Source organism: Streptomyces sp. NBC_00829, assembly GCF_045161795.1.
In the GTDB taxonomy this organism is placed as follows: domain Bacteria; phylum Actinomycetota; class Actinomycetes; order Streptomycetales; family Streptomycetaceae; genus Streptomyces.
The window spans coordinates 3,592,267-3,613,329 of the sequence record NZ_CP108867.1 but is presented as its reverse complement, the minus strand read 5'-3'; the positions used below and the strand labels follow the sequence as shown (position 1 = coordinate 3,613,329).

Below are 21,063 nucleotides of genomic sequence, written 5' to 3'. Positions count from 1 at the left end.
AGGCTCCGCCCGCCCGGGCGACCCTCCTCTCTGGCGACTTGCTTCAGCGCTTCAATGCGACTGCATTGCCGGGGGACCGCCAGATGGTTCCTGGTCGGAAGACGTAAATGGAGGCGTGGGGGAGAAAGAGTCCCGAAGTGGCCCAGCCACTCTCTGCAGACCAGTTCCTCGCCATCCTGAAGAAGTCCGGCGTCCGCGTCGTCGAGCACGGCAGTTGGCGTACCCACAACCGCAACCACAAGGGTGCCTGGGGTCCGATCCACGGGGTCATGATCCACCACACCGGCCCGTACTCCACAGAGGCCAGCATGGTGGAGCTCTGCCGCTCCGGCTACACCTCACTGCCCGGGCCACTGTGCCACGGGGTGATCGACCGCTCCGGCACGGTGCACCTCGTCGGCTATGGCCGCGCCAACCATGCCGGGGCGGGTGACGGCGACGTCCTGAAGGCCGTCATCGCAGAGAAGGACCTGCCGCTGGACAAAGAGGCCGACGCCGACGGCAACCCCCACTTCTACGGCTTCGAATGCATCAACACCGGCGGCGGTCAGGAGTGGCCTGAGGCCCAGCTCGACTCCATGCACAAGATCAGCGCCGCCCTGTGCCGCGCACACAGTTGGAGCGCACGCTCGGTCATCGCCCACAAGGAGTGGCAGCCCGGAAAGCCGGACCCCGCGGGCATCGCTATGGACGGCTTCCGCACCGCCGTCGCAAGGCTCCTCGACGGCAAGCCGACAAGCCCCAAGCCCACGGAACACAAGCCGGATTACGCCCCGTTCCCTGGCACCGACTACTTCCGCACCGGCCGCCGCTCGGCCCTGATCACCGAAATGGGCAAGCGGCTCGTCGCGGAAGGGTGCGGCAAGTACAGCGAGGGCCCCGGCCCGCGCTGGACCGAGGCCGATCGCCGCTCCTACGCGGCTTGGCAGCACAAGCTCGGCTACTCCGGCAACGACGCCGACGGCACCCCAGGTCCGACCAGCTGGGCCAAGCTCCGCGTCCCCAAGTCCTGATCCACGCTTCGAGAGGACCCAGTCCATGGTCGCCATCAACAACACCCCAAAGCTGCTCGCCGATATCACCGAGCGCGCCGTCCTCACGTACCTCGAGTCGTTCCTCGGCCTCCTCCTCGCAGCCGGGACGACCAACGTCATCACCGTGTCCGCGCTCGAGTCGGCGGGCATCGCCGCGATCCCGGCGGGCCTCGCCGTGGTGAAGGGTGCAGTCGGTTCCCTGCTCGGCCGGCCCGGCACAGCGTCGTGGCTCCCGGCCAAGAGCGATCCGGCCTCCACCACCATCAGCTGACAGGAGAAGAGCCTTGCCCGACGGAGAGGTCGCCCTGGAGCTCGCCGAACTCCGCCGCGCCCTCGAAGTCGGGCTGGCGCGTATCGACGGCCAACTCGCTCTCCTGGTACAGCGATCTGACCAGATCGACAAGGACATCGAAGAACTGGATGCCCGAGTCGCCACACTTGAACGCAGTCGCTGGCCTCTGCCCACCATCAGCACGCTGACGGGCCTCGCGGCTCTCTGCGTCGCTATCTGGTCTGCGATGGGCCGCTGACGGCAACGGACTGACTACAAAGGAGCATTACCCCACCGGGTGAGCGGCAATGACTGACGGATCCGGGAAGCGGCTGAACCTCTCCGGCGGCGCCCCACTCCGGTGGAGGCCGTCCGCTGCGCCGCCACAGGTGCGCAATCGAACACCGCCTCGTGCGAGCGAGTTGATCCACATGGAGCGTGGCCGATGAAGGCTGAACGCGTGGGCACATAGGCACGTTCTGCGCTGGCCCGTGAAGAACAGCAAGAGCCGGTACTGCTGTCGCCGCCGTCCTGGTGATCATGCTGGAACGGACACGCCCTGATGCCCGGCGGTGGGCCCTTCCCCAGGTATTCGGGAGGGGCTCACGTCCCGTGCGGGCCCGCTGGCGAATCGTTGCCCGACTGGCATCAACTATGCTTGATGTGTCAAGTTCGTTCTATGGTTATGCGGGCACGGAGGCGTTGTGGCGAAGAAGCGGTTCCCCTATCTCCTGGGGCACGGCGAGATCGCGTTCCTCTACGGAGTGGAACGGCAGACCTCCCAGCTCTGGAAGACACGCAGCGTGCTGGGAGAGCCGGACGCCGTTATCTCCGGGAACCCGTACTGGCTGCTGCCGACCGTGCTCGGGCTCGCCGAGGACGGGACACGTGAGTACTCACCGCAGCGGCTGAAGGACTACAAGGCCAGCATCGTCGGCGGGTATGAGGTCGCCGACGCGTCGGAGCTGCCGGACATCGTCGGGCTGAAGGAGATCCCCTGGGTCTTCGGCAAGAAGTACATGGACGTCTACCAGTGGCGGGTCCGCAAGAGCCTCGTGCCCGAGGACGCAGTGATCTCCGGCTCTCCGCTGTGGCTGCTGGACACCGTGCGTGAGGACGCTGAGCAGCGCGGGCGGGTCACCGTGCAGGAAGGCATCGACCGGATCCGGGCGGGGGAGCGCGAGCAGATCAAGCCCCGCGGCCGCAAGCCGTCGATCGATCCGAAGCCGACCCCGCCGCCGCTGCCGGATGCGCGGACGTTCCGGCCGGGCGAGCATTCCGCGGAGGACGTTGCGGCATTCGCGGCGGATCTGCTGGAGGATGGCTTCTCGCTGACCGTGCGTCCCAAGCGCTAGCCGCAGTAGCCGCAGGTCAGGGACGGGGTTCGATCGGCTCGACGAGGGCGAACCGGTGCAGCCGGAAGCATGTGCACTCGTCGGGCTGCACGTCGGCTGTGGAGGTCTCGTAGCTGCCGGGCGGCAGGTCGACGGTGACCACCGTCATGTACGGGCCCGCCTCGTCGCCGGAGAACGCCGAGTCGAACATCAAGAGAGGGCCTGGCACACGCAGGCGGGGACCGGGCTCCCACGCGGTGATGGCAGCCGCCTCCCGTACGACGGACTCGACTGGGGTGCCGGGCTCGGCCCACAACCATCGGACAAGTAGCCGCTCTTGAGGAAGCCAGGCGGTCACTGCGGGTTCTTCGCCCAGGACGAGGGCTGTACCTCCGCCGCTGAGCGATACGACGTCCAGGGTATTCGTCCACCGCGCAGGCTCGGTCGTAGTCGTCGAGTTCGTCGGCGTCGTCGTAGGCGCCAGTGACGCCGGTCCAGCAGGACTTGGCGGCCTCCGGGACCAGGACCAACGGCCCGCCATTGGTGTCGGCCCAGGTCAGTTCCATGACAACTCCCGTACGCAGCTGTGTGTGGCACGGCATCGTAGTGAGCGGCTCGGACACTGGTGTCGCGCGCTCAGACTGTCTTGCCGACATCCCAGCCGCGCAATCTGAGGCTCCTACCTCTAAGGTGAGAGCCTGACGTATGTGCAGACGGTGCATCGGTGTCCTGGGGGTGGAGTGTGTACCGACAGGCGGAGCTCCCGCTGGAACTTGGGGAGCGGGAGTGGGAGCGTGACGTCGAGGTTGCGGAGCCAACGCTGGACGAGCGGTTTGAAGACTTCCATGCCGAGCATCCCTGGGTGTACCAGGCGCTGGCGCGGCTCACGGCTCGGTGGGTCGCGGCGGGCGGTGGGCGTATCGGTGTCAAGGCGCTGTTCGAGCAGTTGCGATGGCTGGCGCCGGAAGCTGCGGATGGCGAACCGTTCCCGCTGAACAACAACTTCACCTCGCGCTACGCGCGCTTGCTGCGCGCGAGTCACCCGGAGTGGCGCGACGTGTTCGAGCTGCGTCGCCTGCGTGATGGCGACCCCGAGGTGCGACAGTCTGAACTTGACGGTATTGATCAAGTGAAATAGATTTATATCAGCCTCAATTTGTCCTCAACTTATGTTGAGACGGTTGAGCGTCCTATAAGGGGAACAGGTTGCTTGGAGGGGATGTGGCCGAAGCTCCGGTCACCTGGCTCGCGATCCGCGAGGACCAGAAGGCGTTCGAGGACCAGCAGTTGCGCGCGCTGCGCGCGGCGTTCCCGGACCTGGCGGAAGCCAGTCCGGCGCAGCTGGGGATCTTCTTCCACTACTGCAAGGCGTCCGGGCTCGATCCGTTCGGCCGCCAGATCTACATGATCAAACGCAAGTCCCGCGGGGAGATCCGCTGGACCATCCAGACCGGCATCGACGGGTACCGGCTCATCGCCCGCCGCGCCGCCGACCACGCCGGACAGCCCATCGCGTACGAGGACTTCGTCTGGTACGACGCCGAGGGCGGTGAGCACACCGTATGGCTGCGCGACGAACCCCCGTCCGCGTGCCGGGCCGTCCTGTGGCGCGGAGACTCCCGATTCCCGGCCGTCGCACACTGGCGCGAGTACGCGCCGAAGGTCTGGGACTACGAATCCCAGGAATACAAGCTCGGCGGGCTGTGGCCGCAGATGCCGGCCAGCCAGCTCAGCAAGGTCGCAGAAGCCCTCGCCCTGCGCCGCGCCTGCCCGGCCGACCTTTCCGGGCTGCACGTGGACGAGGAGATGCACGCCGCGGATGCGGCCGAGTCCGGCGAGCGCGTCCAGGCCGCTGCGGTCCAGCTGCGTACTCCCCGCGAAAAGCCGCCCGCCCAGCGGCCGGAGACGCCGGCCGCCTCGGAGTCCGCCGTCGTGGACGCCGAAGTCGTCGAACCGGCCGCCACACCGGAGAAGCAGGACCAGCGCAGCGGGCAGGCGGAGGAAGCCGAGACCGCCGTACCCGTCGATCCGCAGGGCGTAGTGGAAGAGGCGCGCGGCACCGTCCGTGACGTCGCGAAGCGGCTCGGCATCGGCTTCGACGCGGTCAACGAACGCTGCTTCGACGACTTCGGCGTCTCCTTCCAGGACGCCAGCCCCGAACAACTCCAGGAACTCGCCGAGTCGTTCACCGTGGGCACCGAACCGGTGGAAACACCGGAGGCTGCCACCCCCGGCGGACGCCGATCTTCGGTCTCCCGTACGCGCACACCCGCGAAGAAGAGCACCGCGAAGAAAACGACCGCCCGTACGCCGTCACGCACCAAGTCGGCCAGCAGCACCGCCAGGACCGCGAAGTAGCCGCCCGCCGCCCCACCGGGCGGCCCACCAGAGTGCGAGAACACCATGTCCATCGCCCCCGGCACGATCACCGTCCCCGACCTGTGGAAAGGCGCCCACCGCGACGACCGCGCCCGACCCCGCTCCCGGCAACGACTCCTCGGCCCGTCCTCGATCGGCCTGTGCAGACGCCGCGCCGCCTACGAAGTCCACGGCACCTGGCCGACCGACCTCGACGACAACATGCACGCCGCGATCCTCGGCACCTGGCTCCACGAGGGCATCCTCCGGGTGCTCGCCGAGCAGTACGGTGCCCACACCGAGCTTGAGCTCACCAACGGCGTCATCCTTGGCCATGCCGACGCCTACTGGGCCCCGGACGGAGATACGCCCGGCGTCGTCGAAGACGTCAAGACCAAGTCCACCCGGGCTCTGGACGTTGTCGTCCGTCAGGGCCCCAGCCAGCACGAGTGGTTCCAAGTGCACTTGTACGCACACCTGTTGCGTACCGGCGGGCTGGCGGAACACCCAGATCTGCCCACCGGCCAGCCCCTGCCGGTCGACGCGGTCCGGCTGCGCTACGTCGGCCGGGAGTACGGGCAGGTCGTCGTTCACCAGCGCATGTACGACGAGGACATCACCAAGCAGGCACTCGCCTGGGCCGAGGACGTCCTGGAGAGTACCGAGCCCGAGGCCATGCCGCGCGACCTCGACGGACCCGGCCTGTCGATCATCTGCGACAACTGCCCCTTCAAGAGCTCCTGCTGGAACCTCGACCAGCTCTCCGACGACCGCGCCCCGCAGACCATCCTCGCCGAGGACACCGACGGCATCACCGAGACCCTGCGCGCCTACGCGGACGCCGCCGCGATCGAGAGCGCCGCCAAGAAGCGCAAGGCCAAGGCCCGCAAGACGCTGGACGCGGCCGACCCCGGCGAGTACGGCGACTTCAAGCTCTCCTGGTCCGGCGGCAACCCCCGCCCGCCCGAGCCTGACCCCGCCGCAATGATCCGCATCCTTGAGGGCCTCGACCTCGACATCCCCATGAAGTCCGGCGGCCGCACCTCGCGCACCATCGGCGTCTCGCGCATCCCCGAGGCGACCTGACCCACCTCGCCTGTCACCGGGGCCAACGCCTGCCGGCCCCGGTGCTCGGCGATCTCGCACACCACTTCAGCGCCATCCCATGGAGGGGATCCCCATGTCCACACCCACCCTGCGCGAGCGCCTCGCGGACATCCTGTCCCAGGTGTACGACGACCGGCCCGTCACCGAACTCGAGCCCACGGAAGCCGCACCGCACTACCGCGCGGCCGGCGCTGTCCTCGCCGTTCTGCCGCTGTACGACACCGCTGCCCCAGCCCGGCCGCCGGGTGACACCCTCTCCCGCATCGCGGAAGCGATGAACACGCTCGCCGCGCACGAAGGTGACGACGCCCTCGAACTGAAGCTGCGATTGGCGGCGATTCTCGACGGCCCACCGCTGCCCCTCGACCTCTCTGAGGCGGAGCCGCCCAGGCTGCTGACCGCCGATCGCATCCGAACGCGACTCGAAGAGCGGTTGGTCGCCAACTGGCCGCGCATGAACCACGCGGGCTACGCGCACGACATCGCCGACTCGCTCATGAACGACATCCTGCTGATCGTCACCGAGCTGCAGGACCAGGCATCCGGTTGGCGCCGCCGCGTGGACAGAACACTCGAGGACCGCGACCAGGCCCGCGCCCTCGCCGCCACCCTGGAGGAGATCACTGCCGAGGCGACGCGTCTCCTGCGGAACGGCGAGTACGGCCGCGCCCTCGCCGTACTGCAGAGCGACGGGCAGCCGCTCGGACCCTGCGGTATCCCGCTGTTCGTCGACGACATCTCGTGCGCCCGCCCGGCCGGCCACGGCGGGGCGCACAGCGATGACCCGGACTACACCGAACCGCCGCACGCCTGCCCGGCGCTGCCGGATCAGCTGTACGTCGTCGTCGCCGAGCGCGGTACTGGACAGGCCAGGTACCGGGAGCTGGACCTGAACGGCATCTTTTCCGATGTCGAAGATGCCAACTCCCGGGCGCGTGATCTCGTGCTCGAGCTCACTCCGGGCGACCCGACCCAGATGACCAACACGGCCGACGGTCCCGTGACGTTGGCGTGCAGGCCATGGGGCGACTTCGCCGGACTGATCGAGGTCGCGGCGCTTGACCTCGACCCGCACCTCGCCGACGCGGAGCGTGAGGCGGCGGAAGCCGAGTACGACCCTGACCACGGCCGCGACCTCGACGACGAGGACTGAGCGGCGATGAGCGCCACCTACGCACCCCGCCCGCACAGCGTTGCCGCCGCGTTCACGCTCGTCGGCACCGATCCCAGCCGCCAACCCCGCCACGTCTACGTCAGCACCACGGCCACCAGCGAGGGCGGCGTGGACTTCATGGCGGTCGAGCGTGTGGTCAACGGGGAACTCCCGCTGCCCGAACTCAGCGAAGGCGAGCAGGAGATGGCAGCCCGCCTGATGACGCGCGAGGGCTACTCGGCCCACCAGATCGCCGCGCGCGTCGGCGTGGAGTCGCGCACGGTCACCCGCTGGCGGGCGTCATGGAAGAAGGAGGAGGAGCAGAGTTGAGCATCGAGGCCGTGGCCTGGGCGTTCAAGCAGAAGATCCCCAATCCGGGTGCGAAGCTCGTCCTGTTGGCACTCTGTGACTACGCGGACGAAGCCTGGTCCTGCTTCCCCGGGCAGGAGACCCTCGCGGACAAGACCAGCCAGGGCGAGCGCACCGTACGACGACACCTGGACTGGTTGGAGCAGCACGGCTTCATCATCAGCCGTGCCCGCTTCGCAGAAGGGCGCCGCACCAGCAACCGCTACACGATCCACAGCCCCCGCCCCGCGGTGCCTCCGCCTGCCGCCGTCCCGCCGACTCCGCCGGTGCCCGAAGTGCCGACGGACGAAGACGATGCTCCCTCCGATGCCTCGGAACCTGACGATTCGGAACCAGTCGAAAAACGGACAGAGCAGGCGGCCAACACGGCCACCGGTCAGATTGACCACCGGCCAGATGCGACGGAGGAACCGGCCAATCTGGCCGGGGAACCGTCAGATAACCACCAGAGAAACAACCCCCTACCCCCGGCGGACGATGACGGCCGCAGCGGGACCGGCGACACCGGGGGAGTGTGCGCCGAGAACGACACCGGCGCGAGGAGCGGGGTCTGCACCGCCCACCCGGACACCCCCGGTGCCAACTGCCGAGGCTGCGGCACCAATCCGCGCGGTCGGCAGGCCGCCGTGGCGGCCCAGGAGAAGCAGGCGAAGGCCGACCGATCCCGCGACAGCGACCGCCAGTGGTTCGAGCAGCAGCGTGCGCGCCGCGACCGGGTGGCGCGCCAGGAAGCCCAGGGAGCCCTGAAAGGCCCCCGCTGGGCCGTCCGGGATGCGCTTCGGGCTGGTCGTGAGCGTGGGAGTCCCGCCCCACCCGGAGTAAACAACACTTGACGGCGAGTAGTCGTGAGTGATAAAATGATATCAGATCAATTGGAAAACGCCCTCAACTTTGGAGGTTCCGACCGGTGTTCACCTTCCTCACCCCAGACCAGCGTGAAGCCCTGAGCGTCAACCTCGCCGCACGTGGCGTCACCGACGCCCAGTTCGCGCAGGCGCAAACGCTCGCCAAGGAAATGGGTGAGCGGTTGGCTCGCGCCTACGGTGACGTCCTCGGCCGCCCCGTCAAGCCGCTCGACTTCGTGCGCGACGTCCTCGGCGTCGAGGGCGCCGGCCGACTGCTGGTGTGCGCGATGCGCGAGGTCACCGGCCGCCCGGATCTGTACGGCGACGCGCTCTGACCTGCGCGTACTTCTTCCCGCCTCTGACATGTGTGGAGGCAATGCGATGACTCCCCGGCGTGTGCCGGGTGAGCTCACGACCAGAGTGCGAGGAGCACGATGAACATCACCCAGATAGCCGCGGTAGTCGTCGCCGCCCATGTCCTCGGCGCACCCACCGAGCGCCGGGAGACCGGCGGGGTCACCGTCCGCGTGCTGAGCCTGCGCGGCCAGCGGTTCGGCCAGGTCTGCGACTTCATCCTCGACGACGGCCACCGCCGGTGGCGGCTGGAGACGGTGACCGACAACCACGGCGTCAACACGGTGGGCCGCACCCTCGGCAAGCGCCTGTCCTCACGCCTTGACGCTCTGCACGCCCAGGCCGTCGAGCACTTCACCCAGCGCCCCACCGCCCAATAGCCGCCCCCGCCTGGCCCCGGCCGGGGCCAGGCGCCCACAGAGGGAGAGAGAAGTGGACCAGTCCACACGCGAGCAGCTCCTGTACGCGGAGGCAGCCAAACACGGTGTCAGCCCAGCCCAGATCCACCGCGCGGTCGACATTGTCGCCGCCGTGCAGCGTCGCGACCGCGAGGACTTCCGTACCAACTTCGGTGGGGAGCTGACCCCCGACCGGTGGCTCGCTGGCTATGGCGTCGCGGGCTTCGAGGAACTGTGCGCCAAGGCCGCCCAGCAGTCCGGGCTCGGCGACGACGGCGACCTGATCACGCGGATCGTCTCCGCCATCGCTGCCCAGCCCGAACTGCGCGACGACGACCGGCCTGTTCAGTTCTGGGCCCGCCCCCTGACCGACCCGGCCGAGGCGGGGTTCACGGCCTACCGGGTCACCTATGACGACCCCAAGGCGGAGATCAGTACCGGCTTCGATTGGTCCGGCGCGCTCCTGCGCACCACACTCCGCGCCGCCATCACCAGCCCCGGCGCCGCCAGCCTGGAGGAGGCCACGGGCGTCATCGTTTTCACCTACGACGACCTGCCCGGCGCCTACATCGCCCGTCCCGCCCCCAAGCGCGCCCGGCCCGTCTGTGTCCGGTGCGCACAGTGGGAGGGCGAGCACACCCTTCACGAACGCTTCGGCGCCTGCCCGCAGTTCATCACCTCGGCGGCCGACCTCCCGACCGCCACGCTCACACCTATGCCCGTGCCTGTGCCGTAGAGCATCCGAGCCCCCGTCCGGGGCCGCGCCGGGTGGGAGAGGCCCGGCCCCGGATGGGACCCACCCACCACCGTCGTACAGAAGGAGCACAAGTACATGCCACCAACCCCCTGGCGCGTAGGCGGCGCCCAACGCCAAGGCCACCGCGAGGTCCAGGCCGACGCCTTCGCCGTCGGCGGCGACCGTGCCACCGGCCGCATCGCCGCCTGCGTCACCGACGGCATCGGCGACACCGCCGAGGCAGCCGAAGCCGCCCAACTCGCCGCCGACGCGGCCGCTCACGCGACGCTCACCGCCACCACCGAGGCCGGCTGTACCGCCGCCCGCGAACACCTCGCCGCCAGCGGCAACCTGGCGGACGCGTCGATCGTCACCGCCCTCTTCGACCCCGACCACAGCCGCATCGCGATCACCTGGGCCGGAATCTGCCGCGCCTATGCGCTCACCGACGACGGCCAACTTCAGCGCGCCACCTGCGACCACTTACTCGGCGAGCGCATCCGCCGCCACACCAACCGGTGCGGCCCGCTGGAGCTCTACGACCGAAAGGTCACCCGCACCGTCGCGCGCCACGAGTTCGTCACCACGTCTCTGCCCGCCCGCACCATCCGCAGCGTGCTGCTGTGCAGCGACGGGGTCAGCCAACTCCTCGCCGACCACGTGATCCTGCGCGCCCTGACCACGCCCGACCCTAACGACGCCGCGCAGTTCCTCGTTGACTCCGCTGGCCTCCACGCATCCGACAACGCCACCGCCGTCGTACTCCGCCGCCAGTCCTGACCCGATCCCCAAGGAGCCAACACCTGTGAACGAACAGCCATTTCGACCCACCCAAGAGCCTCTGAACGACCTTGCCATCACCTACATCCAGGCGGCCGAGTCGCTCTACCTCGCCATCCACGACGACATCGCCGCCCGCGTCCGCGCCGCCCACCCCGACGCCCAGCACCTCGAAGTCAGCGAAGACGCCGACGGCGACGTCGAACTGCACGGCATCTGGAGCGCCCCGGTGCATGGATCCGGCACCGGCCGCCTCCTGCGCGCCCCCGACTCCACCGCCGTGCAGGACGGCCCGCTGGACCTGGACGAACTTGTCGACGATCTCGGACGGGTCCTGGTCGGCCCGTACCTCTACCAGTGGGGACTGGCCGAGCCTCACCCCGACCACCAGCACCGCGACCGCCGCTGGATCACCCTCCCGCCCGCCGACCGGGCCGCCCACATCGCGGGCATCGTCCGCCGCTACGTCCCCGACGCCGTCTCCCTGATCTGCCTCTTCGATGCCAGCCACGGGCGCATCGCCGTCGGCTTCGAGCAGGTCATCCGCGCCGACGGCGAGAGAATCACTATCCCGTGCCCCCGCTGTACGCCGGCCACAGCCGACAGCCTGTGGCCGCACGACATCTCCCACCAGCTCGCCGCAGTCCTCGGCCAGCTCTACACCCTCCCGCACCTGCGCAGCCGCCACCTCAACCCGTGCGTGGACCTCGAGTCCGAGCATGGCGAACAGCTGTGGATCCTCCCCTTCCCGCACTTCGAGCCCACCCCGCGCCCCCTCCCTGGCCCCGTGGCCCCGTGATCCGGAAGGACACCACCTCGATGACCGACCGCAGACTGAACGCGATCGCCGCGACCTTGCACCACCGCAACGTGGCCGTCACCGCCTTCAACAAAGTCCAGGCCCAGTACGAGATCGCCGTCCTCGACCACGTCAGCGCCCGCATCCGTGCGGCGTTCCCGGACACCACACACCTCACGTTCGTCCACTACTCCCGCTCGCGAGAGCTCGACCTGCGGGGGTTCTTCACCACCGGCCCCGACGGCACCCAGAGGCAGATCCTCGACGCCACCGCCAGTACACCCGCCCTCGACCTCGACGAACTCGCCGACGACCTGACCGACGCACTCGCCGGCCTCAACTCCGCCGCCTGGAGCGCTGTACGCCCCGAATCGGCCGGCGAAGCGCAGTGGGTCCTCGACCTCCCGCCGTACGACCGAGCCGGCCGCATCGCCGAACTCGCCCGCGCCCACCACCCCCACGCGATCCTGCTCACCGTCGACTTCACCGACGACCCGGCCCACGTCCTGGACCTCACCAGCGCGGACATCGCGGAGTCCGGCGCCACCACAGAGCCCATCCAGGCCCTGCCGTACCTGCCGCTGTGGCCAGTCGAGACCGAACGTCAGATCGCCGCGCTCGCCGCCCAGATCCGTGCTCTCCCGCACCTGCGCGCCCAGCACCTGCTGCCCATCGACACCCCGGAAGGCCGCAAGGCGATCCTCGTTCTCCCGACGCCGACCCAGATCTGAATGTCATGCACCTGACTAATGAAAGGTCGCGCATGCCCGCCGTCCCGGCCCAACACGTCCAGGCCATCGCCTCCAACGTCCTCAAGTCCTGGCCCCTGACGGTCGGCCTGACCATCGAATACGTCGCCTTCCACGAGCAGGGCCAGCACGGCGCGGTCACCTTCGCCATCGTCCGCGCCAAGGAACCCTGGCCCCACCCGATCCTCATCCGCTGCGACGGCTACGGCCAGCCCACCCGCGGCTGCGAACACCCGCGCCCCGACGGCCAGCCCTGCTGGCACCCGGCAGCCTCCCACCTCTCCCTGCGCGACCCCGGCCTGTGCCCCCAGCACCTGCCGCCCCTCGCCACCGGCGACTGGGTGCGCCACCCCGACCAGCCCGTGTACGGACGCGTCACCCGCATCGAACCGGACGGCACCGTCGCCATCGACTTCGGAGGCGGCGAGATCACCCTCCACGCCACCCAAGTCCCGCGCGTCCCCACGCACATCGCCGCCGAACTCGACCGCGGCCCCCTCGACACCGGCGTGCACCTCGCCGACGACTGACCGCTCACCATGCCGCGTGCGAGGCGGCCACCCGGCGGACCCGACCACACCACACCATCCACACAGCGGAAAGAGAGCCGCCCCATGGGCAGTTACGCCGTGATCACCCTCCCCTTCACCAGAGCCGTGTACGTCCACGAGCTCCGCCCCGGCGATGTGTTCACCTTCCCCGACGCCCCGACCACGCCACTCGCGGTCACAGCCGTCAGCAGGACGGACGTCTCCTCCGAACTCGCCCTCCTGCGCATCTCCCTCCCCGGGATCCAACTGCACCTGCCGGCCAACACCCAGGTGCGCGCCCGCCACATGCTCCGCACCGTCACGCTGCCCTGCCTGTTGTGCGAGCAGCCCGAGGACATCGACCTGGACCTCCCGCAGGACGGCGAGCCCCTGTCCTTCGTCTGCGGCCGGCACACGCCCGACCCCGAGGCGAAGCCATGACCCTCACCCACCTCAGCGCAGTCCAACTGCTGCGCCGCGCAGACGAGTACAAAGCCCGCGCCCTGTACGCCGACGTCATCGAAGCCCTCGAACAGCACTGCACCGACGTCGGCGTGGACTGGTGCGGCAACGAGCTGAACATCACCATCCAACTCACCGACGATGGCGAGCAGTACGTCGCCATCGCCGGCCGCGACTCCCTCCCCTGGCACGACGACCGCAGCGAGCTCGGCGGCTGGAAGGCCGTCCACATCGACAACACCTACGGCACAGCCAAGGTCATCTACGACACCACCACCCCCGAAGGCGACCCGCCCGGCCACCTCGCCCTCGAACCGCTCGCCGAGGAAGTCGGCGCGTACGTGACCGGCTGGCACGCCGAACACGGCTGACCACCCACCGCACACCACCGGGGCCGCGCCCACCAGGCCGGCCCCGGCCCCACCCATGCCCCAACGCCCGAAAGGCACCCCTCGTGCTCACCTTCACCGTCGGCGGCGGATCGGCCCTCGAGACCAAGGAGTTTGCAGACTTCGACACCGGTCAGGCCGTCTACCGCATCACCGGCATCGGAGCCTTCACCCTCGGCTGGAACCCCGACTGGCACCCCGACGCCGACCACCCGCCCACCGAAGAGAACCTCCAAGTCGCCTACGGCACAGGCCCAGCCGGCTTCGACATGACCGAAGCCCCCGTCCTCTTCGGCGTCACGCTCGCCGGAAGCGAGTGCTTCCCCCGCCGGACCGTCGACACCGGGCAACTGCGTCTACACCCGTACCGTCTCCTCGTCACGGCACCCGTCCGCGCCCCCAAGGGCACCGCCCGCCGGGCCACCGAGATCGTCAACGCCCTCCTTCGGCACTGGCTCGCCCAGCCCTGGACGCCGGAACTGCGCCGAGCCCACGAGCACCACAGCGCGCCCCGCTCCCTGAGCCGGTACGGCGGACTGATCGCGGAGTACGAGCAACGCATGCAACGCCTGAGCCGCGACCGCGCCTACTACATCGACCGCGCCGACCACGCCACGGCAATCCTCCAGGCCGGCCCCGTCCCGGCGCCCGCGAGCGCACCACCGCACCCGTTCGCCACCACCGAGACCGGAGAGCGGTGATCACGATGGTCCAGTTCGACCTCTTCGGCGAGGTGGAGAAGAAGCTCGAAACCCGCGCCGAACAACGCGAAGCCGAACAACGTGAAGAGGAAGCCGCCAAGCCCCGCCACGCACTTCGCCGCAAGAAGTACGCAGCGCCCCGCGACCCCCACCAGCACGCCCACAAGATCGCCGAGAACGTGATGGACGCCTGGTACAGCCACTACGGCGGCAGCCGCATGGACATCCCCCTCGGCACCGTCGCCGCCCTGACCTTCTTCCGCGAACCCCTCGCCGGCGACTGGCTCCTCACCCTCCAACCCCCGCAATTCCTACCGCTGCTGCGGGAAATCTGGGGCGTCCAGTGGTACTACCGCCCCGACCTCATCGAATGCGCACGCCCCCTGCACAACTGGATCGAAGAAGACCCCCACGACCAGCAACTCCGCGCCGTCCAAGCCGTCGTCCACACGGCCGTGAACACCGGACTCCTCGACCTCACCGGCCACGACGACCCGTACACGCGAACGCGCGCCGACATCCTCAGCGCGCTCCTCACCGGACTACGGCACAAGAGCGACAAAAAATGGCGCGGCGAGTACCACACCCCACCCTGCGTCTCGGACCTGATGGCGAACATCCTCCTCGACGCAAACGACGGGCTGACGATCCGGGAACCAGCCATCGGCAGCGGCGGCATGTTCCGCTCCGTCGCCCACCTCCTCCACGAACGCAACCTCAACCCCCACGACTACACGTGGATTGGCAACGACATCGACCGCCTCTCCGCCGCCTGCGCCGCAGTCAACGCCATCTACTGGGACCTCGGCCCCCAAGTCGCCATCTGGTGCGGCAACACCTTCGAGGAGAACGGCCTCACCAAGGCCCTCGCCGAACGCACCGCAGTCATCGAGCACCGCAACACCGTCGTCGAACAGGCCCGGTTCGAGCACAGGACGCGACGAATCCTCCACGCCTTCGACCAGCTCTTCGAGGGAGCAGCCGCATGACCTCCACCGACTCCACCACCAACAAGCCGCAGCGTCTGTTCCCCGCCGACTTCGGACCATTCATCAACGCGATCCTCGAAGTCCTCGGTGACGGCTGGACCCTCGACGAAGAACAACCCACCGGCCTCACCGCCTTTCTCACCCACACCGACGGCCGCCGCATCGGGATCAGACACCTTTGGCGCGGAGAAGCCGTCCAGACCTGGGCCATTGACGCACCGCGACGCGAGTTCACCGACGACAACGACACCACCTCCTACGCTGACAGCCTCGAACACCTCACCCCTGGCATCCGCTACAACACTGGCGTTGCCTTCACTACCAACCCGCCCGCCAAGGCCACCGCGGACGCCATCCGCGCCCGGCTGCTGCCCGCCTTCGAAGGCGAACGCCCGCCTCTGCGCGCCTTCCCCCGCAAACGCGCCCGCCCCGCAGCAAAGAAGACCACCACGGGCTCGAACACGAAGACGACGAAGGCAGCCAAGCCGAAGCCCCAGCCCCGGGGGAACCCGCCGGCCAAGACAGCCGCGGCCAAGACCCCCAGCGGACGCAGTACGAAGGCGCAGCCCACCACGAAGAAGACAGCGGCACCCACCAAGCCCCGCCGCGCCACAACCACAGCCACCAAGACGGCGGCGAAACCACGCCCCGCGAAGACACAGCAGACCGAGACCACCAGCACCAACTGACCGCACGGCCCTGGGTACGGGGCGCACCAACGCCGCCCCGTACCCACGACATGTAGGGAAGACGGATAACTGTCATGACACAATTCGACCTCTTCGGCGAATACCAAGCAGCCCACGAACGAACCTCAACCCGCGAAAAACAAGCAGCAGCCCGCGCCACCCGCTACGCCGCACTCCGCGAATCCCTGAAGATCGACTGTTGCACAGGCGAACCCATCCCGCGCAGCGAGAACGGCTCCGAGCAATACCGCTGCGGACGCTGCGGAGCACTCGCCTTCGCCGGCACCTTCGCCTTCAACCACGACTGCGGTTGGGGCGGCTGCTACGCCGACACCGAACCCACCCGCGGCACCGGCCAGACCATCCACGAAGTCGGCCTCTCCGCCCACCGGCACGACAACCATCACCACCCTCACTGTGCCCGCCCCGGCTGCGGCCACGCCCGCGGCATCCACCAAGGCGTCCCGCACCCCTCCGTCCCCGAAGACTCCCGCTGCTACGAGTACTGCGGCTGCCGTGGCTACCTCGCCCCCACGCCCACCGCCTGAGGAGCCCGGCATGCCCACCACCAACGACCCGTACGCCGCCATCAAAGCCCTGCGCGACAAGACCATCCCCGGACCCTGGGGCGTCATCAAGGCCAACTACGAGGAGGACAGTGTCACCTTCCTCATCGTCGACAGCGACGACTCCCGCGTCGCAGCCCTCGAGATCGCCCACGAAGGAGACGCCGAAGCAGTCCAAGGCGCCGAAGCCGACGCCTACTTCATCTGGCACGCCGAGCACGCCCAAGATTGGCTGAATGCGAACGGCCCGGAAATCCTCCAGAACAATGGCAAACCGGATCTCGTCCTTCGAGCCTCAACGCGCCTCACGAACGCCCTCGTGGCCTACAAGCCCCGCCAGGAACTCGTACTCTCCTGGGCCGCCGCCCAGCTCGCCCGCAGCAATCTCCACGCGCTCGTCACCGACGCCCTCGGCCTGGCGGTCACCGGCGACCTCAACCAGCTCCGCCGGACGTACTGCCACCTTTGGTTCGGCGACATCCGCCCCACGAAGAGGCCAGTTGGGGCAGACTGATACGCGCAGGCTTCCGGGGACAGAGACGTACGCAGCGCCCGAGTGGCAGTGCGTAGGCCCCGAGAACCGAGCCACGCCCGACAGCTGCGGCTTCGTCGGGACCCCTTCCCGGCAGGTCATCGCCCCCGGTTCCATGCGGGACCATCGGGGACGCTCCGGGGACAACGGGACCCACGGGGACACCCCGGGGGCAGAGTGTTCGAGAGGGACCAGGAGCGACGGGGACCGATAGGGAACCCGAGGGCTGGCATAGCCGCAGGTCAGTGGCGCGGCGGGGGTTCGGATCCTCGAAGCCGCAGATGGGCCCCGTGATCGCGTTCGGTACCCGTTACTGCTCGTAATGCGTAGGTCTCGGGTTCGAATCCCGAAGCCGGCTCATAAAAGCCCAGGTCAGAGGCTCCAAGGCCCTTCGTGAGAGATCACGGAGGGCCTTTTGTGTGCCTGATGGGAACACTCTGGGAACATTAGATGCGATGTCTATTCGTTTATGTGCCGTTTCGCTCTGAGTGGCACGTTTGCGCTGGCCGATGATCTGGGTTTCGCGAGGCCGAAGCCGACGCAGCGCAGCGGTGAAGGCGCCGTTAAGCCCGGTGGCATCGGCGAGATCTGTCAGCAACGGCCGCCCGGCGCGCACAACGGGCAGTCGGGACTCGAGGGCCTCACCTCACCTCACCTCACTCGGGAGGCGACCATGTACTTCACAGACCGAACCGACGCGGGCCGGCGACTCGCCGCCCGGCTGAACCACCTCAAGGGCCAAGACCTGGTGGTCGTGGGACTTCCCCGCGGCGGCGTCCCGGTCGCTGCGCAGATCGCAGAGGCCCTGGGCGCTCCGCTCGACGTCTGCCTCGTACGCAAGCTGGGGGTGCCCTTCCAGCCGGAGCTGGCCATGGGCGCCATCGGCGAGGAAGGCGTGCGCGTCGTCAATGAACCGGTGGTGCGGGGCATGGGTGTGACGGACCGTGATCTGGCGGCGGTGGAGGAACACGAGCGCGGCGTCCTGGAGCAACGCGCCCGCCGCTATCGGGGCGAGCGGCAGCCGGCCCGGTACGAGGGACAGACGGTTCTGGTGGTGGACGATGGTCTGGCGACCGGCTCCACGGCACTGGCGGCCTGCCGGATTGCGCGCGCCCGCGGCGCGTCGCGGATCGTGCTGGCGGTTCCCGTGGCGCCGCACGACTGGTCGGCCCGCCTCGGAGGCGAGGCGGACGAAGGCGTCTGTCTGCACACCCCCCGGCAGTTCCACGCGATCGGTGAGTTCTACGCGGACTTCGGGCAGACGAGCGACGCGGAGGTCATCGCCTGCCTGGAGCACAACCGCGTGGCGCACGCCACGTCCGACGCGCCGCCGGCCGCGGGCAGCGCCTCCCCGGAGCATGATTCCCTGCCCTATGACAGGTCGGTCCGGATACCGGCCGGAGGCGCTGCGCTCGACGGGCGGCTCACGGTGCCCCGCGGTGCCCCCGGGGTCGTCCTCTTCGCCCACGGCAGCGGCAGCAGCAGGAAGAGCCCGCGCAACCGATTCGTCGCCACCGGGCTGAACCGCGCCGGTCTGGGCACCCTTCTGTTCGATCTGCTCACCGAGGCCGAGGCGGTGAACCGGGACAACGTGTTCGACACGGCGCTGCTCGCCCGCCGCCTGACCCAGGCGACCGAATGGCTGCGTGAGCAGCCCGACACCCAGGGCATGGAGTTCGGCTACTTCGGTGCCAGCACAGGCGCCGCCGCCGCGCTGTGGGCCGCGGCGGAGCCCGCCGCGGACGTCACGGCAGTCGTCTCCCGCGGAGGCAGGCCGGACCTGGCCGGCCCCAGGCTGCCGGAGGTGAAGGCTCCGACGCTGCTCATTGTCGGGGGTCGCGACCACCTGGTGCTGGACCTCAACCGGCAGGCCGCTGCGCGCCTGAGCTGCGAGCATCAGCTGGCCATCGTCCCCGGTGCCACTCATCTCTTCGAGGAACCCGGCACCCTGGAATCGGTCACCGAGCTGGCCACGGACTGGTTCAGCAGGCACCTGGCCTAGTGCTTCGTTTCCTCTGCCGACCTTGCCTGGTCGGGGGCATGGTGGTCTGGTCGGTATGAAGCTCGGGCAGGTGGAACGGCTCCGGGGTGAGTTATCGGAGTTCGTTGCGGATGTGTTTGCTGGCGACGGTGGCCCTCTTCGGCGGCACCGTGCTGGGCGGCTGCTGGGACGTGTTCGCTCTGGTGCCCGGCCCCTGCGCGATGAGCCTCGAGGTTTCCTTCGTACGCGACACCTTGCTGCGCATCGTCGTGGCCGGTACCGCGAGCGCCGTCGTGGGCGCCGGGGCGGCCGCGGCGGCCGGTTCGTGGTGGGCGCGGCGCCGAATCCCCGGGACGCCGCCGGTGTCCGTGCCCGTCTCCCGTCGGCAGCGCGCTGTGCTCGGGCTGGCCGCTCTTCTGGCCGTCACCGTGGTGACTACGGGACTGGCGGTCCCTACGACGACAGCCACGCCCCAACCCCCCTCCGCCGTCCCGCCGACGGGCGCCGGTGGCGCCGCTGCTCCTGCCTGCAAGACGCTCGACGAGGTCATGGGCGCCGGGGACTCCATCAGCAGCGCGAACAAGAACGCCAACCTCTTCGAGGCCGTACGACTCGCCGCCGAGGGGGGAAACGCCGTGCTGGCAAAGGCGATTCAGGATCTCGTACGCGCCGTAACGACGAGTGACCTGCAGGCGTTCAAGAGCGCCGGTGAACGGATCCGCGACCGCGAGGCTGGTGAGGTACTTCAGCTGAGCGGGCGTGATCGGCTCCTTCTTCGCCGCGGCCTTCCGCTTCGCGCTCTCCTCACGAATCCGCCCGTAGTACTCGTCGTTGTCCGCCTTGCGCTTCGCCTCCGACTCCGGACTGCGGCAGGTGATGTGCACGCCCTTGTGTGAGGTCTGGGTGCCGGGCTTGCCGGTGACCGCCTCCCACAGCGCGTTGGCCGTCAGCGCCGACTCGTCCACGCCCTACGTCAGCTCGGGGCCCACCAGGCCGTAGTAGCCGGTCTTGCCCCGGGGGATCACGGTGAAGCCCGCGGGCACGGCGTGGACGGTGGGCCAGTCCTGCCCGCACCCGCAGTGGGTCGCGTGGTAGCGGCCCCACTTGCTCTCCAGCGGCTCGTACACGAGACGGTCGCCGTAGTCCTTCGTATCCGTCGTGAATCCCGACACCGCCGCAGTTTCCCACCGCGCCCGGTCCCGGAACAGTGGCCGTCACCCCTGCGGTGTGGATGGGAACATCGGAACGAAAACCGGCTCTACAGGCAGCCGTCACGGCTGTCGGTACAGCGGTCATCGGTGAGATTGACCTTGGGGAGGCCGCAGATCACCCCGGTCGGCGCCGGCGCCTTGGCCCTACCGGGTGAGGAGGGCGCTTACGGTCTTGCCGCCGGCCGTGTGGCGGGTCACCGCGGTGGCGCGGGCGAGGCGGTTGGCCATGGGCCAGTCGAAGCCTCCGGTGCCGCCGTTCAGGTCGGGGGTGCGCATGCGCGGCAACTGCGGACTGGGGTCGTGCACGGCCACCTCGATGCTGTCCGGGTGAGCGGTCAGGTCCAGGGTGCAGGTGCCGCCGCCGTGGCGCAGGGCGTTGGTGACGAGCTCCGAGACCACCAGGACCGCGGTGTCGGCAGCCTCGGCTGCGATCGGATGTACGAGACCTTCGAGGAAATCCCGGGTGCTCTCGCGTGCGCCGGCGACGGATGTCGCGGAGCGGACGGTTGCGACGTTGACGCTCATCGTGTCCATCAGGTCACCCTGGTCTCTGTCGTCAATGCCGGTCCTGTCTGCCCGGGCTTCTGCCCCGGCCTGCGGCCCGTTAACCCGTCGGCAGTGACGGCCTTGCGCCTGCCCTCGTCGCTGTTCGAGGTCGATTACCTCACGGTCGAACACGCGGAAATCTATGTCGACCGGAGTAGACATTGGGCGGTGGTGTGGTTA

29 protein-coding genes and 1 pseudogene are annotated in these 21,063 nt (G+C 69.0%); 26 read left to right on the top strand and 4 right to left on the bottom strand.

Features of this window, described 5'->3' with window-relative positions:
• Positions 1-137: 137 nt before the first annotated feature.
• The 4 genes from OG293_RS15610 (at position 138) to OG293_RS15595 (ending at position 2,660) form a co-directional block, all read left to right on the top strand.
• The gene (locus OG293_RS15610) at positions 138-1,013 is read left to right on the top strand and encodes a peptidoglycan-binding protein (protein WP_405999396.1); all 876 of its coding nucleotides are present in this window, start codon (positions 138-140) and stop codon (positions 1,011-1,013) included.
• A 25-nt stretch (positions 1,014-1,038) separates the two neighbouring features.
• A complete protein-coding gene (locus OG293_RS15605; protein ID WP_405999395.1) occupies positions 1,039-1,305 on the top strand; it encodes a hypothetical protein in 267 nt (88 codons plus the stop codon).
• Between the two features lie 13 nt (positions 1,306-1,318).
• On the top strand, positions 1,319-1,564 hold the full coding sequence (locus OG293_RS15600) for a hypothetical protein (RefSeq protein WP_405999394.1): 246 nt from the start codon (positions 1,319-1,321) through the stop codon (positions 1,562-1,564).
• Between the two features lie 445 nt (positions 1,565-2,009).
• Positions 2,010-2,660: a hypothetical protein gene (locus OG293_RS15595; protein ID WP_405999393.1), complete on the top strand. Its 651-nt coding sequence runs from the start codon at positions 2,010-2,012 to the stop codon at positions 2,658-2,660.
• A gap of 16 nt (positions 2,661-2,676) precedes the next feature.
• Here the strand turns inward: OG293_RS15595 and OG293_RS15590 are convergent, their stop codons facing one another.
• A complete protein-coding gene (locus OG293_RS15590; RefSeq protein WP_405999392.1) occupies positions 2,677-3,180 on the bottom strand; it encodes an Imm21 family immunity protein in 504 nt (167 codons plus the stop codon).
• Positions 3,065-3,361: pseudogene (locus OG293_RS15585) on the bottom strand (Imm21 family immunity protein); the annotation flags it as partial. The gene OG293_RS15590 and the pseudogene OG293_RS15585, both read right to left, overlap by 116 nt.
• A gap of 20 nt (positions 3,362-3,381) precedes the next feature.
• Here OG293_RS15585 and OG293_RS15580 point away from each other — a divergent pair.
• The 22 genes from OG293_RS15580 to OG293_RS15475 all read left to right on the top strand — a co-directional run bounded on the left by OG293_RS15580 (position 3,382) and on the right by OG293_RS15475 (position 20,022).
• Entirely contained in the window at positions 3,382-3,777 is a 396-nt protein-coding gene (locus OG293_RS15580; RefSeq protein WP_405999391.1) for a hypothetical protein, read from the top strand.
• 83 nt (positions 3,778-3,860) lie between these two features.
• Complete coding sequence (gene bet, locus OG293_RS15575) at positions 3,861-4,997, top strand: phage recombination protein Bet (RefSeq protein WP_405999390.1); 1,137 nt, start codon at positions 3,861-3,863, stop codon at positions 4,995-4,997.
• A gap of 45 nt (positions 4,998-5,042) precedes the next feature.
• Positions 5,043-6,083, top strand: coding sequence for a PD-(D/E)XK nuclease family protein (locus OG293_RS15570; protein WP_405999389.1), 1,041 nt, complete (start codon positions 5,043-5,045; stop codon positions 6,081-6,083).
• 94 nt (positions 6,084-6,177) lie between these two features.
• Positions 6,178-7,257: a hypothetical protein gene (locus OG293_RS15565; protein WP_405999388.1), complete on the top strand. Its 1,080-nt coding sequence runs from the start codon at positions 6,178-6,180 to the stop codon at positions 7,255-7,257.
• A 6-nt stretch (positions 7,258-7,263) separates the two neighbouring features.
• Positions 7,264-7,587 (top strand): helix-turn-helix domain-containing protein, encoded by a 324-nt coding sequence (locus OG293_RS15560; RefSeq protein ID WP_405999387.1) that lies wholly within the window; start codon positions 7,264-7,266, stop codon positions 7,585-7,587.
• Entirely contained in the window at positions 7,584-8,459 is an 876-nt protein-coding gene (locus tag OG293_RS15555; RefSeq protein ID WP_405999386.1) for a helix-turn-helix domain-containing protein, read from the top strand. Before OG293_RS15560 ends, OG293_RS15555 begins: the two co-directional genes overlap by 4 nt.
• 74 nt (positions 8,460-8,533) lie before the next feature.
• Entirely contained in the window at positions 8,534-8,806 is a 273-nt protein-coding gene (locus tag OG293_RS15550; protein WP_405999385.1) for a hypothetical protein, read from the top strand.
• 99 nt (positions 8,807-8,905) lie between these two features.
• Positions 8,906-9,205, top strand: a complete 300-nt coding sequence (locus OG293_RS15545; protein ID WP_405999384.1) for a hypothetical protein — start codon at positions 8,906-8,908, stop codon at positions 9,203-9,205.
• Between the two features lie 52 nt (positions 9,206-9,257).
• On the top strand, positions 9,258-9,959 hold the full coding sequence (locus OG293_RS15540) for a hypothetical protein (protein WP_405999383.1): 702 nt from the start codon (positions 9,258-9,260) through the stop codon (positions 9,957-9,959).
• 96 nt (positions 9,960-10,055) lie between these two features.
• A complete protein-coding gene (locus tag OG293_RS15535; protein ID WP_405999382.1) occupies positions 10,056-10,739 on the top strand; it encodes a hypothetical protein in 684 nt (227 codons plus the stop codon).
• Between the two features lie 25 nt (positions 10,740-10,764).
• On the top strand, positions 10,765-11,538 hold the full coding sequence (locus OG293_RS15530; protein ID WP_405999381.1) for a hypothetical protein: 774 nt from the start codon (positions 10,765-10,767) through the stop codon (positions 11,536-11,538).
• A gap of 20 nt (positions 11,539-11,558) precedes the next feature.
• Positions 11,559-12,269 carry a hypothetical protein gene (locus OG293_RS15525; RefSeq protein ID WP_405999380.1) on the top strand — a complete coding sequence of 237 codons (711 nt, stop codon included), beginning with the start codon at positions 11,559-11,561 and terminating at the stop codon, positions 12,267-12,269.
• A 32-nt stretch (positions 12,270-12,301) separates the two neighbouring features.
• Positions 12,302-12,817, top strand: coding sequence for a hypothetical protein (locus OG293_RS15520; protein ID WP_405999379.1), 516 nt, complete (start codon positions 12,302-12,304; stop codon positions 12,815-12,817).
• Between the two features lie 84 nt (positions 12,818-12,901).
• Positions 12,902-13,258, top strand: coding sequence for a hypothetical protein (locus tag OG293_RS15515; RefSeq protein WP_405999378.1), 357 nt, complete (start codon positions 12,902-12,904; stop codon positions 13,256-13,258).
• Entirely contained in the window at positions 13,255-13,650 is a 396-nt protein-coding gene (locus tag OG293_RS15510; protein ID WP_405999377.1) for a hypothetical protein, read from the top strand. The genes OG293_RS15515 and OG293_RS15510 overlap by 4 nt, the downstream gene beginning before the upstream one ends.
• 83 nt (positions 13,651-13,733) lie before the next feature.
• Complete coding sequence (locus tag OG293_RS15505; protein ID WP_405999376.1) at positions 13,734-14,369, top strand: hypothetical protein; 636 nt, start codon at positions 13,734-13,736, stop codon at positions 14,367-14,369.
• Positions 14,370-14,374: 5 nt separating this feature from the next.
• Positions 14,375-15,358 carry an N-6 DNA methylase gene (locus OG293_RS15500; protein ID WP_406003607.1) on the top strand — a complete coding sequence of 328 codons (984 nt, stop codon included), beginning with the start codon at positions 14,375-14,377 and terminating at the stop codon, positions 15,356-15,358.
• Positions 15,355-16,047, top strand: a complete 693-nt coding sequence (locus tag OG293_RS15495) for a hypothetical protein (protein ID WP_405999375.1) — start codon at positions 15,355-15,357, stop codon at positions 16,045-16,047. Before OG293_RS15500 ends, OG293_RS15495 begins: the two co-directional genes overlap by 4 nt.
• 74 nt (positions 16,048-16,121) lie before the next feature.
• Complete coding sequence (locus tag OG293_RS15490; protein WP_405999374.1) at positions 16,122-16,595, top strand: hypothetical protein; 474 nt, start codon at positions 16,122-16,124, stop codon at positions 16,593-16,595.
• Between the two features lie 10 nt (positions 16,596-16,605).
• Positions 16,606-17,127, top strand: a complete 522-nt coding sequence (locus OG293_RS15485; RefSeq protein WP_405999373.1) for a hypothetical protein — start codon at positions 16,606-16,608, stop codon at positions 17,125-17,127.
• A 691-nt stretch (positions 17,128-17,818) separates the two neighbouring features.
• On the top strand, positions 17,819-19,147 hold the full coding sequence (locus OG293_RS15480; RefSeq protein ID WP_405999372.1) for a phosphoribosyltransferase family protein: 1,329 nt from the start codon (positions 17,819-17,821) through the stop codon (positions 19,145-19,147).
• Positions 19,148-19,257: 110 nt separating this feature from the next.
• A complete protein-coding gene (locus OG293_RS15475; protein WP_405999371.1) occupies positions 19,258-20,022 on the top strand; it encodes a hypothetical protein in 765 nt (254 codons plus the stop codon).
• Positions 20,023-20,094: 72 nt separating this feature from the next.
• Here the strand turns inward: OG293_RS15475 and OG293_RS15470 are convergent, their stop codons facing one another.
• Both OG293_RS15470 and OG293_RS15465 read right to left on the bottom strand, forming a co-directional pair.
• On the bottom strand, positions 20,095-20,298 hold the full coding sequence (locus tag OG293_RS15470; RefSeq protein WP_405999370.1) for a hypothetical protein: 204 nt from the start codon (positions 20,296-20,298) through the stop codon (positions 20,095-20,097).
• A 183-nt stretch (positions 20,299-20,481) separates the two neighbouring features.
• Positions 20,482-20,871 (bottom strand): ATP-binding protein, encoded by a 390-nt coding sequence (locus OG293_RS15465; RefSeq protein WP_405999369.1) that lies wholly within the window; start codon positions 20,869-20,871, stop codon positions 20,482-20,484.
• Positions 20,872-21,063 lie beyond the last annotated feature (192 nt).

Excerpts from the sequence above, each read along its gene's own strand:
- OG293_RS15605 (WP_405999395.1), top strand. The coding sequence starts at position 1,039 with ATGGTCGCCATCAACAACACCCCAAAGCTGCTCGCCGATATCACCGAG.
- OG293_RS15475 (WP_405999371.1), top strand. The coding sequence starts at position 19,258 with ATGTGTTTGCTGGCGACGGTGGCCCTCTTCGGCGGCACCGTGCTGGGC.
- OG293_RS15545 (WP_405999384.1), top strand. The coding sequence starts at position 8,906 with ATGAACATCACCCAGATAGCCGCGGTAGTCGTCGCCGCCCATGTCCTC.
- OG293_RS15535 (WP_405999382.1), top strand. The coding sequence starts at position 10,056 with ATGCCACCAACCCCCTGGCGCGTAGGCGGCGCCCAACGCCAAGGCCAC.
- OG293_RS15590 (WP_405999392.1), bottom strand. The coding sequence starts at position 3,180 with ATGGCGGGCCGTTGGTCCTGGTCCCGGAGGCCGCCAAGTCCTGCTGGA.
- OG293_RS15480 (WP_405999372.1), top strand. The coding sequence starts at position 17,819 with ATGTACTTCACAGACCGAACCGACGCGGGCCGGCGACTCGCCGCCCGG.
- OG293_RS15495 (WP_405999375.1), top strand. The coding sequence starts at position 15,355 with ATGACCTCCACCGACTCCACCACCAACAAGCCGCAGCGTCTGTTCCCC.
- OG293_RS15520 (WP_405999379.1), top strand. The coding sequence starts at position 12,302 with ATGCCCGCCGTCCCGGCCCAACACGTCCAGGCCATCGCCTCCAACGTC.
- OG293_RS15525 (WP_405999380.1), top strand. The coding sequence starts at position 11,559 with ATGACCGACCGCAGACTGAACGCGATCGCCGCGACCTTGCACCACCGC.
- OG293_RS15490 (WP_405999374.1), top strand. The coding sequence starts at position 16,122 with ATGACACAATTCGACCTCTTCGGCGAATACCAAGCAGCCCACGAACGA.
- OG293_RS15560 (WP_405999387.1), top strand. The coding sequence starts at position 7,264 with ATGAGCGCCACCTACGCACCCCGCCCGCACAGCGTTGCCGCCGCGTTC.
- OG293_RS15565 (WP_405999388.1), top strand. The coding sequence starts at position 6,178 with ATGTCCACACCCACCCTGCGCGAGCGCCTCGCGGACATCCTGTCCCAG.
- OG293_RS15510 (WP_405999377.1), top strand. The coding sequence starts at position 13,255 with ATGACCCTCACCCACCTCAGCGCAGTCCAACTGCTGCGCCGCGCAGAC.
- OG293_RS15570 (WP_405999389.1), top strand. The coding sequence starts at position 5,043 with ATGTCCATCGCCCCCGGCACGATCACCGTCCCCGACCTGTGGAAAGGC.
- OG293_RS15500 (WP_406003607.1), top strand. The coding sequence starts at position 14,375 with ATGGTCCAGTTCGACCTCTTCGGCGAGGTGGAGAAGAAGCTCGAAACC.
- OG293_RS15465 (WP_405999369.1), bottom strand. The coding sequence starts at position 20,871 with ATGGACACGATGAGCGTCAACGTCGCAACCGTCCGCTCCGCGACATCC.
- OG293_RS15515 (WP_405999378.1), top strand. The coding sequence starts at position 12,902 with ATGGGCAGTTACGCCGTGATCACCCTCCCCTTCACCAGAGCCGTGTAC.
- OG293_RS15485 (WP_405999373.1), top strand. The coding sequence starts at position 16,606 with ATGCCCACCACCAACGACCCGTACGCCGCCATCAAAGCCCTGCGCGAC.